The 10,342-nt window shown below is 69.2% G+C and carries 12 protein-coding genes and 1 pseudogene; all 13 read left to right on the top strand.

Translation table 11 applies throughout. The annotated features are described in order from the left end of the window. Positions 1-240, top strand: a pseudogene (locus AC08OP_RS14050) (signal recognition particle protein); the annotation flags it as partial. 264 nt (positions 241-504) lie between these two features. Then, positions 505-963 (top strand): 30S ribosomal protein S16, encoded by a 459-nt coding sequence (gene rpsP / locus AC08OP_RS14055; protein ID WP_462187776.1) that lies wholly within the window; start codon positions 505-507, stop codon positions 961-963. Then, a complete protein-coding gene (locus tag AC08OP_RS14060) occupies positions 964-1,197 on the top strand; it encodes an RNA-binding protein (protein WP_476614601.1) in 234 nt (77 codons plus the stop codon). It begins immediately after the preceding gene. 47 nt (positions 1,198-1,244) lie between these two features. Beyond that, on the top strand, positions 1,245-1,784 hold the full coding sequence (gene rimM / locus AC08OP_RS14065) for a ribosome maturation factor RimM (RefSeq protein WP_476591584.1): 540 nt from the start codon (positions 1,245-1,247) through the stop codon (positions 1,782-1,784). Positions 1,785-1,920: 136 nt separating this feature from the next. Further along, positions 1,921-2,718: a tRNA (guanosine(37)-N1)-methyltransferase TrmD gene (gene trmD / locus AC08OP_RS14070; protein WP_476614602.1), complete on the top strand. Its 798-nt coding sequence runs from the start codon at positions 1,921-1,923 to the stop codon at positions 2,716-2,718. Between the two features lie 246 nt (positions 2,719-2,964). Further along, complete coding sequence (gene rplS, locus AC08OP_RS14075; RefSeq protein ID WP_462187772.1) at positions 2,965-3,321, top strand: 50S ribosomal protein L19; 357 nt, start codon at positions 2,965-2,967, stop codon at positions 3,319-3,321. 184 nt (positions 3,322-3,505) lie between these two features. Beyond that, positions 3,506-4,591 carry a signal peptidase I gene (lepB, locus tag AC08OP_RS14080; RefSeq protein ID WP_476614603.1) on the top strand — a complete coding sequence of 362 codons (1,086 nt, stop codon included), beginning with the start codon at positions 3,506-3,508 and terminating at the stop codon, positions 4,589-4,591. After that, positions 4,588-5,310, top strand: a complete 723-nt coding sequence (locus AC08OP_RS14085) for a ribonuclease HII (RefSeq protein WP_462187770.1) — start codon at positions 4,588-4,590, stop codon at positions 5,308-5,310. The genes lepB and AC08OP_RS14085 overlap by 4 nt, the downstream gene beginning before the upstream one ends. Continuing rightward, complete coding sequence (locus tag AC08OP_RS14090; RefSeq protein WP_011437963.1) at positions 5,307-5,603, top strand: DUF2469 domain-containing protein; 297 nt, start codon at positions 5,307-5,309, stop codon at positions 5,601-5,603. The genes AC08OP_RS14085 and AC08OP_RS14090 overlap by 4 nt, the downstream gene beginning before the upstream one ends. Before the next feature lie 300 nt (positions 5,604-5,903). Further along, a complete protein-coding gene (locus AC08OP_RS14095; RefSeq protein ID WP_476614604.1) occupies positions 5,904-6,260 on the top strand; it encodes a YraN family protein in 357 nt (118 codons plus the stop codon). Then, on the top strand, positions 6,260-7,795 hold the full coding sequence (locus AC08OP_RS14100) for a YifB family Mg chelatase-like AAA ATPase (protein ID WP_476614605.1): 1,536 nt from the start codon (positions 6,260-6,262) through the stop codon (positions 7,793-7,795). The genes AC08OP_RS14095 and AC08OP_RS14100 overlap by 1 nt, the downstream gene beginning before the upstream one ends. A 115-nt stretch (positions 7,796-7,910) precedes the next feature. Beyond that, entirely contained in the window at positions 7,911-9,236 is a 1,326-nt protein-coding gene (gene dprA / locus AC08OP_RS14105) for a DNA-processing protein DprA (RefSeq protein ID WP_476614606.1), read from the top strand. Positions 9,237-9,323: 87 nt separating this feature from the next. Next, positions 9,324-10,325 carry a tyrosine-type recombinase/integrase gene (locus AC08OP_RS14110; protein ID WP_476614607.1) on the top strand — a complete coding sequence of 334 codons (1,002 nt, stop codon included), beginning with the start codon at positions 9,324-9,326 and terminating at the stop codon, positions 10,323-10,325. Positions 10,326-10,342: the final 17 nt, after the last annotated feature.

Genomic DNA, 10,342 nt, shown 5'->3' on the forward strand with positions numbered 1-10,342 from the left:
GGGGTGGGTCGAGCGAAGGCCGCCTCGGCTCGCAAGACCGCGAAGAAGGGCAAGGGAGCCAGCCGCAAGGGTAATCCGGCGGCACGGGCGGCCCAGGCCAAGGCGCAGAAGTCCACTGCGCAGGAGCGGCTGGCGAAGGGCCCCGCGCTTCCGGACGGCATGCCGGATCTCTCGGCGCTGATGCGGCAGCAGGACGGCTTCGGTGGGATGCCGCCGCGCGGCCCCCGCGGGGGCCGTTGACCCGCGCGAGGCGGCCGTGGTGGATGCACGGGCTCCCCGGTCGTGCGCGGCGGTCACGATCTGGCAGACTGTAAGCTCAATACAGGCCCTGCCTGCCAGCGCCGGTGTGGCTGCCCTCATTCCTCGCGGTGTCGCGGTTTCTCGCGGTGCCGGGCGGGAGATGTGTGAGTGGTTGTCCGGCGCGGGTGCTTCCCACCACCGGGGCTCCATGCGCAGCCGTGGAAAACCAGTGGTCATCGACATGTCTGGAGCCGTTCGACCACCGTGGCAACCAAGATTAAACTGCAGCGTCTCGGCAAGATGCGCGAGCCGCACTACCGCATCGTCGTGGCCGATGCCCGTACCAAGCGGGATGGTCGGGTCATCGAGTCCATCGGGCAGTACCACCCCAAGTCCGACCCGAGCATCATCAAGGTCGACGCCGAGCGGGTGGGGCACTGGCTCTCGGTCGGTGCACAGCCCACCGAGCCCGTCCTCGCGATCCTCAAGGTCACCGGGGACTGGCAGAAGTTCAAGAACCTGCCGGCGCCCCCGCCGATGAAGGTCGCCGAGCCAAAGGCGGACAAGCGGGAGATCTTCCAGGCGGCCGCGCGGGCTGCTGCGGGCGCCGAGGACCGGCCGGCCACCACGCCGAAGAAGGCCAAGAAGTCCGGGTCGGCAGAGTCGGCAGAGGAAGTGGAAGCCGCCCCGGCCACGGACGCACCGACGACCGCGGGGCAGTAGGTGCTGGAGGCGGCCCTCGAACATCTTGTGCGAGGCATCGTCGATCACCCCGACGACGTCCGGGTGGACCTGAACAACGGTCGGCGTGGACGTACCCTGGAGGTGCGGGTGCACCCCGAAGATCTCGGGAAGGTCATCGGTCGGCGAGGCCGTACCGCTCGTGCGCTGCGCACGGTGATGGGCGGTGTCGGAGGCCGGGGCCTTCGGATCGACGTTGTCGATGTGGATCATTAGGATCCGCCGATGCTGTCGCGAGCTTTGTCCTGATTGCTCGAGAAGTCGTGGCTGAGGAGATCGTCGTCGGGCGGATCGGCCGGCCGCATGGCATCCGCGGTGAGGTCACGATCGAGATTCGCACCGACGTGCCCCACCGCAGGTTCGCCGTAGGGGCAGTCCTCGGTCGCGAAGGGGGCGGAACTCCGCTCACCGTCTCCGGCGCTCGTTGGCACTCGGGTCGCCTGTTGCTTCACTTTCGCGGGGTGGACGATCGTGGCGCCGCGGAGGCGCTGCGCGGCGTGCTCCTGGCTATCGACGCGGATCAGGCGGGATCGCCGCTCGACGACGATGCCGCCGACGGCGAGGCCGTGGAGATGTGGTGGGATCGGGACCTGGTCGGCCTGCGGGCGGTGACCACGGCGGGCATGTTGTTGGGGCACGTCACCGACATCATTCACTCCCCTGCGGGAGACCTGCTCGCGATCGGCGGCCCGGATGGTGGCGAGCATCTCGTCCCCTTCGTCCGTGACATCGTGCCGACCGTCGACCCCCCCGCCGGCCGGATCGTCGTGGATCCGCCGCCCGGCCTACTCGATCTCGATTGACTCGGGTCCTGCGCCGGAAGTTGGCTGCGCCGCCTCGGCCCGGTCTTCGGCTGGCGGGCAGGTCGGGTTTCCCGGCAGGCAGCCGATACCTCTGAGAGCCGATACCTCTGAGAACTGATATCTCTGAAAGCAGCCGATGCGCGCCGACATCGTCACCATCTTCCCGGCCTATCTCGAGCCACTGCGTCTGTCGCTCGTGGGCCGGGCCCAGGAGCGCGGAACCCTGCAGATCCATACACATGATTTGCGGATGTGGACCACGGATGTTCATCGCACCGTGGATGACGCCCCCTACGGGGGAGGCCCGGGAATGGTCATGCGGCCCGAGCCCTGGGACGCGGCGTTGTCGGAGATCACCGCACGAGTGGCCGGTAGCCGGCCCCGGGTCGTCGTGCCGACCCCGGCGGGGACTCCGTTCACTCAGCGCTATGCCGAAGAGTTGGCGCGCGAGCCCTGGCTGGTGTTCTGCTGCGGGCGCTACGAGGGCATCGACGCCAGGGTGATCGAGACCTGGGCCGATGACGAGATCTCCATCGGAGACTATGTGCTGGCCGGGGGCGAGGCCGCGACTCTGGTGCTTCTCGAAGCGGTTACGCGGCTGCTGCCCGGAGTCCTCGGTAACAGTGCCTCGGCCGTCGACGACTCTTTCTCCGACGGCTTGCTGGAAGGCCCGGTCTATACCCGTCCGCCGGTATGGCGGGGGGCCGAGGTGCCGTCCGTTCTCCGCTCCGGCGATCATGAGGCGATCGCCCGCTGGCGTCGTTCCCAGGCGCTTCGTCGTACCCTGTTGCGGCGCCCGGACCTCCTGGAACGCCGCGAGTTCGCCGAAGCGGACCGAGCCGTACTCGCTGCCGCCGCTGCCGCCGCTGCCGAGGCGGCCGGGCGGATGGTGCCGGGCCCCCACCGAGGGGATCGGCCTGATCCATCGTCGTGACGTCGAGGGGCCGGGCGAGGGGTAGGGCGGTCCGGTCTCTCTCCTAGGTGTGGCACAGTAGGATGCAGTGTCCGTCGGTTCGTGACCGGTTCGGGCGGCCTCGGGTCGCATGTCTTCCCCGCGGGACACCTCGCGGTGATTGCGTCCACCCATGCCGGCCAGATCGGCCTCGACCATGGATTGTCCGTCTCGGTGCGTTCCGGGGCCGCGGACGATCCATTCTCAACTCTTCAGGAAGCGACTGCCATGCACACCCTGGACAGCCTCGACGCCGAGTCGCTGAGGACCGACGTGCCCGAGTTCTGGCCGGGCGACACCCTCAAGGTCCACGTGCGGGTTGTCGAAGGAAACCGTCAGCGCATCCAGGTCTTCCAGGGTGCCGTCATCCGCCGCCAGGGTGGCGGGGTGCGGGAGACCTTCACCGTCCGTAAGGTCAGCTTCGGGGTGGGTGTGGAGCGGACCTTTCCCCTCCACAGCCCGATCGTCTCGAAGATCGAGGTCGTGAGCCGCGGTGACGTCCGACGGGCCAAGCTGTACTACCTGCGTCAGCTGCGCGGTAAGGCTGCCAAGATCAAGGAGAAGCGTGAGCCGGTCGCGCGCTGAGGTCACCGCCACCCCGTGACGCGTCCGGATTCTCCATCCGCGACTTGCCGGTTGCCCGTGCAGGTGCCGTCGCCGTTGATGGAAGAAGATAGGCGGCACGGTCCGCAACGCTGTCGCAAGGTGCGGCTGGTGGCACGTCGACCGGTCCGATGAGGTTTGGCGGTCGATCCTGCGAGGTGGCGGCGTGAACGCATCCGATCCCAGTGGGCCTCGGGGACCGGGAAGGACCGAGTGCGGCCAGCCGGACGGCGCGCAGCCGAGCCCTGCGACCGAGCCAGACGGCCCGAAGGACCAGGCGCAGCCCGACGGTTCGGAAGCCACCGGTCGTCGGGTTTCCCGGCCCGAGGCGGCGCGGGCCCGTGGCCGTGGCTCGTTCCTCCGCGAGCTCCCGGTCCTTGTGCTGATCGCCTTTCTGCTCGCCCTGCTCATCAAGGCTTTTCTGGTCCAGGCGTTCTGGATCCCCTCGGAGTCGATGGAACGGACACTGCTCGTCGACGACCGGGTTCTTGTCAACAAGGTCGTCTACCACTTCCGCGACGTGCACCGGGGTGAGATCGTCGTCTTCAACGGCAAGGGAACCGGATTCGATCATGCCGAGTCCGTCGTCCCGCCGCCGAGCAACGCGTTCAGCAGGTTCGTTCGTGGCGCGCAGAACCTGTTGGGTCTCGGGGCTCCGAGCGAGACCGACTTCATCAAACGCGTCATAGCGGTCGGCGGCGACACGGTCGCGTGTTGCGATACTGCGGGTAGAGTCTCGGTCAACGGCCATCCGCTCGACGAGCCGTACGTCTACCAGAACGACTATCAGCGGTTCGGCCCGCTGACCGTCCCGGCTGGCTACCTGTGGGTGATGGGTGACCATCGCGGGGCCTCCTCGGATGCCCGGCAGAACGGGCCGATCCCGAAGCATGCGGTGGTGGGACGGGCCTTCGTCCGTGTCTGGCCACTCGGCCGGTTCGGATTCCTGGGCGTTCCAAACGATTTCGCCGGGATTCCCGTCGAGTCGGTGCTGCCTCCGGCTCCTCGTGCGCCGGCCGGGTCGGCCACATCAGCCGGGTCGGCCACGTCGGCCACATCGGCCGCGCTGTCTTCCGCCGACGACGCCGCGGTGCCGCTGCCGGGCTCCCCGGTCACGGATGACGCATCCCTGTTCGCCCTTGCCGTGCTGATCCCCCCGGCGTGGACCGCCACCCGTCGGCCCCGCCGGATGCCACGAGGACCCACGCGCACGCGCGTGTCAGGGACGGCTCGGCGCCGCGGTCCGTCATGAGACACTACGGTGCCGCTCTTCGCCGGGATGCCGGGCTGTTCGGTTACGAGCGCGCTCTGAACAGGCATGGTCTCGGTCCGGTCGCAGGGGTCGACGAGGCGGGTCGTGGGGCATGCGCCGGACCCTTGGTCGTCGCCGCGGTGATTCTGGCTCCGGAGGCTCGTCGACGGCTGGCGCGGTTGGCCGACTCCAAGCTCCTGACCGAGCAGATCCGTGAGAGTGTTTTCGAGGACGTGACGGCCGCCGCCGAGGCGTGGTCGACCGTCGTCATCTCCGCGGCCGAGATCGATCGGGTCAGCCTGCACGTAGCCAACATCACCGGAATGCGACGCGCGGTGGCGCGCCTGCCTGTGCGCCCAGGGTACGTACTCACGGATGGATTCGCGGTCGCCGGTTTCGGAGCGGAGTCGTTGGCGGTGGTGAAGGGAGACCGGGTGGTCGCGTGCGTGGCGGCAGCCTCGGTCGTGGCGAAGGTGACGAGGGACCGGATCATGCGTGCGTTGCACACGCGCTATGCCGAGTACGATTTCGCGCAGCACAAGGGATACGTCACCGCGGCCCACGCGGCGGCGCTGGCGCGCTGCGGACCGTGTGACGAGCATCGGATGTCGTACGTCAACGTGGCTGCGCATGCGGCGACGACGAGGGAAGCACGATCATTGCGGCTGGAGGACAGGGTGCTTGTGACCAGCCGGCATGGCGTCACGGAGACTGTATGAGCGCGGAAGACCTCGAGAAGTACGAGACCGAGATGGAGTTGCAGCTCTATCGCGAGTACCGCGACGTGGTGGGGCTTTTTTCGTATGTGATCGAAACCGAGCGCCGCTTCTACCTCGCGAACGACTACCAGATCGAGGTCAGGAACAGCACGGACGGCGAGGTCTTCTTCGAGTTGATCTTGCGGGACGCCTGGGTGTGGGACATGTTCCGTCCTGCGCGTTTTGTTAAAAATGTCCGAGTAGTCACCTTTAAAGATATCAACGTCGAGGAGTTGACTAAGGCCGAGCTCTGACGCCGACTCTCGGCGTCACGCTTGCCAGCCCCGGCCGCTTGATCGCTTCGGCGTCTTGATCGTCTCGGCGGTATGTTCCGCAGATCGGCATCTCATTCCGATCGGTTGTCGCCTGGATCGACAGTGCGAGTCGGCCCGTCACCGAAGCCCGTGATGCCCCGCTGAGATGTCCGCCCAGCTCGCTCCTGTGGAGAAATCCTCGCCATCCACATATCGATCATGTGGATGGCTCTCCGGCCCGCCCACGTCCACGCTGGTCACGACCGGCGGGCACCCGTCCCCCGGCGAACGGGAGCGGCGATGCGGGCAAAGGACGCACTGGGCAGGTTCGGCGAAGATGTCGCCGCCCGCCATCTGGCGGCGGTCGGCGCCGAGATCCTCGACTGTAACTGGCGCTGCCGCGAGGGCGAGCTCGACCTCGTTGTGCAGGACGGTGAGAGCCTGGTGTTCTGCGAGGTCAAGACCCGATCCGGGACGCGTTACGGATCGGCCGCCGAGGCCGTCGTGGGTCGCAAGGCGGCTCGGATCAGACGCCTGGCTGCCCGATGGCTCGCAGAGCACCCCCACGCCTCGTCGTTGGTGCGTTTCGACGTCCTCCTGGTGTCCCGCTCTCCGGCGGGTCCGGTTCGTGTCGAGCACATCCGGGGAGCGTTCTGATGGCCCTCGCGCGGGCCCGGGCGGTGGCGGTCGTCGGGGTCGAAGGTCACATCGTCGAGGTGGAGGCGGATCTCGCCAATGGTCTTCCGCGGCTGACTCTCATCGGTCTGCCCGATGCCGCGTTGCATGAGTCGCGGGATCGGATTCGCGCCGCGATCGTGAACTCGGGCCAACGGTGGCCTGATCGGCGCATCACGCTCGGGTTGTTCCCCGCCACCCTCCCGAAATCGGGCAGTGGTTTCGACCTGGCTATGGCGGTGGCGATCCTCACCGCGGCCGGTGTGGTGCCGCGCGCCGCCCTGCTCCGTCGGGTACTCATCGGCGAGCTGGCGCTGGATGGCCGGGTGCGCGGTGTCCGCGGGGTGCTCCCGGCGGTACTTCGGGCGGTGGCTGCCGGTATCGAACGGGTCGTGGTACCGGCGGGCAACACGGCCGAGGCGGCGCTGGTACCGGGCGCGGTGGTAGAGCCCGCTGTCGATCTCACCAGTGTGCTGGCGCTCCTGCGGGGAGAGATCGCCGCCGAGCCCGTGGCGGCCCCCACGGCCGAAGCTGCCTCCACCGACGGTCAGGTCGGGGATCTGGCGGACGTGGCGGGGCAGAGCAGGGGCCGGCTGGCCGTCGAGGTCGCGGCGGCCGGTGGCCACCACCTGTTCATGCAGGGGCCGCCCGGCAGTGGCAAGACCATGCTGGCCGACAGACTGCCCGGGCTGCTGCCGAACCTCGGTACCGAGGCCGCTCTCGAGGTGACCGCGGTCCATTCGGTCGCCGGCCTGCTGCCCGCGGACTGCCCGCTCGTCACCCGACCGCCGTATCGTAGTCCGCACCACAGCGCGACCCCGGCGGCACTCGTCGGGGCAGGCTCGACGGTGATTCGGCCCGGGCTGGCCAGTCAGGCGCACCGGGGCATCCTTTTTTTGGACGAGGCGCCGGAGTTTACCCGTCAAAGTCTCGATGCGCTACGTCAACCGTTGGAGAGCGGCGAGATCGAGATCGCCCGCGCTCGCGCGACGACACGGTTTCCCGCCCGCTTCCAGCTGGTTCTGGCCGCGAATCCCTGCCCGTGTTCGAAGGCCCGTGGCCCACGCGCGGTGGGCTGCGAGTGCCCGAGCCTGGTCCGTCGGCGCTATCTGGCCCGTTTGTCCGGGCCGCTCCTGGATCGGATCGACATCCAGGTGGCGTTGAGCGCTCCCAGCCGAGCGGAGCTACGGGCGGACCGTGGCCAGGGTGATTCGTCCGCGGTCGTCGCGGCGCGGGTCGCCGCGGCCCAGGAGGCGACCCGGGTCCGGCTGGCCGGAACGCCGTGGCGGCTCAACGCGGAGGTGCCGGGGCCGGCGATGCGCCGACTGTGGCCGCTGCCGGCGAGGGCGACGGCCGTGGCCGAGCGGGCATTCGAAAGAGGCCTGCTCACCGCGCGCGGTCTCGACCGTGTCCTGAGGTTGGCGTGGACCTTCGCCGATCTCGCCGGACGGGGCACGCCCGGTCCCGAGCAGTTCGGTGCCGCGCTGGATCTGAGATTGCCCGGGTGGTCGGCATGAGCATGGGAGGCCCCCGTGGGGACGCTCCTGACCGTGACGTGAACCGTGTCGCGCAGGAGACCGTGTCGCGCAGGAGGAAGAAGCCGCATCCGGTGCCGTCTTCAGGGAGTGGGACATGAGCTCGACGACTCCGCCGGATGCCCGGGGGGCGGATCCCGGTCCCGCGCCCGGGAGGGTGGCACCGGGTGGCACCGACTGGTCGGATCCCGAGCGGTTGGCCCGTGTCGCCCTGGCCCGCGTCTTCGGCCCGGAACATCGTCGCGTGGCCGTCGAGGTCAGGCGCCGGGGTGCGTCCGAGGTGTGGAATGCGCTCCGGGCGGCGCACCCGAGTGTCGATCCGGTTCGGGACCTGGACGCGGCATGGCGCGCCGGCGCCCGGCTGGTCTGTCCCCAGGACGCCGAGTGGCCCCTCGAACTGGATGCCCTGGACCGTCTTCGGGACGAGGGAGACGGTTCGATGATCGGCACTCCACTGGCTCTGTGGGTCCGTGGTCCGGTCAACCTGAGCGAGCTCCCACCCCGGGCGGTCACTGTCGTGGGCTGCCGGACCGCGACCAGCTACGGGCTGCACCTCGCCGGAGAGATCGCGTTTGCGATGGCGGAACAGGGATGGGCCGTGGTGTCGGGAGCCGCGTTCGGCATTGACGCAGCAGCACACCGGGGGGCGTTGGCCGCAGCCGGATCGACGGTGGCGGTGCTCGCCGGGGGTGTCGACGTTCCCTACCCGACTGCCCATGTGGAACTGCTGGAGGAGATCGCCCGTACCGGGGCGGTAGTCAGCGAGGTGTCGCCGGGCACGCCGCCGTACCGACGCCGATTCCTCACCCGTAATCGCATCATCGCGGCTCTGTCCCGGGGGACGGTCCTGGTCGAGGCGGGCCACCGTAGCGGCGCGCTGAACACGGTCGCCCACACCCGTAGGCTCGGTCGTCCCGTCATGGTCGTTCCGGGACCGGTGACCAGCGCCATGAGCGCAGGCTGTCACCGGCTGCTCCGGGACTTCCGTGAACAGACGGTCCTGGTCACCGGAGCCGAGGACATCAGGGAGGAAATCGCGAGTATCGGATCGTTCGCACAGCGGCCGGCGAGCGGGGATGGCCCGCGGGACGGGTTGTCCGAGGCGGTGCGCGAGCTTCTCGACGCGATGCCGGCCCGCGCTGCCGTCGGGGTGGCTGTGCTGGCGCGCCGCACCGGCCTGCGCCCCGAGGCGGTGCTGGCGATGCTGGGCCCACTCGCGGTGGAGGGGCTGGTCGAGAACGTGGCGGGCGGTTACCGCCTCACGAATCTGGGCCGAGCGCCGTCGAACCCGTCCCATCCCGCCACGTCCGGCAGGCGGTCCGGTACCCGACCGGGTGCCGCCCACGGCGGGGCCGATCGTTCCTCGACGCGCAGTACCGCGGATCCGGGACTCGACGGCGAAAACCCCGATGAGGAGACCTGAGGCAGCTTGGGTGCAATGTCCTCGGGTGCAATGTCGCGGACGCCGCGGCGTCTTGACGAGAACCGCCGATGCCGCCACGGTCGTCGCATGGCCCTGCGAGGCGAGATAGTCGAGACACCCGAGTCCGGCTGGGACACGGCGGTCGCGGGTTTTCTCCGCCATCTCACCGCGGAGCTGGACCGATCTCCTGAGACCGTGCGTGCCTACACCGCCGACCTCGCTAACCTGCGCGCTCACGCGGAGCGGATGGGCTGTTCGGTCCTCGCCGACCTCGATCTGGCGCTTCTGCGGAGCTGGCTCGCCTCGATGCGCGCCGCCGGGGCGGCGCCGGCAAGCCTGGCCCGGCGCGCCTCGATGGCCCGGGTCTTCTCCTCCTATGCGGCGCGCCGTGGCTTCCTCGACACCGACGTCGCCGCACGGCTCGTAGGTAACCGTACGGTCAGAAGGGTGCCTGAGGTGCTCACCGCCGCGGCCGCGCGTCAGCTCCTTGAGAACCCTTCGCCTGATGTGTCGCCCCCGGGCACGTCGCAGCCGTCCGGGCTGCCGGACTCGACGGCAGACTCCGAGCGGGCCGTACGGCGGGCGGTGGAGTTGCGGGACGCACTCGTTCTCGAACTCTTGTACGGCAGCGGAATCCGGGTGTCCGAGCTGTGCGGTCTTGACCTGGGGCACATTGATGACGACCGGCGGTTGCTGCGGGTCCTCGGTAAGGGTGGCAAGGAGCGCAGCGTGCCGTTCAGTGTGCCGGCGGTGGCCTCCCTGCGGTCCTGGCGATCAACGGGACGGCCGCGGCTGATGACCGCCCGTAGCGGGCGTGCGCTGCTCCTCGGCCTGCGCGGAGGTCGCCTCGACCCGCGCACGGTACGGCGGATTCTGACGACGAGGGTGGCGGCCGGTGTTGCTCCGGCCGGTCTGACTCCGCATGGTCTGCGACATTCGGCGGCGACGCACATGGTGGAAGGCGGGGCCGATCTGCGCTCCGTCCAGGAGTTTCTCGGCCATGCAAGTCTCGCGACCACGCAGATCTATACCCACGTGACGCCGGAACGGTTGCGCGCGGCCTTTGAGCAGGCTCATCCCCGGGCTTGAGAGAAGGCCGGGGACCC

This window comes from Frankia sp. CeRuru1 (genome assembly GCF_977966315.1).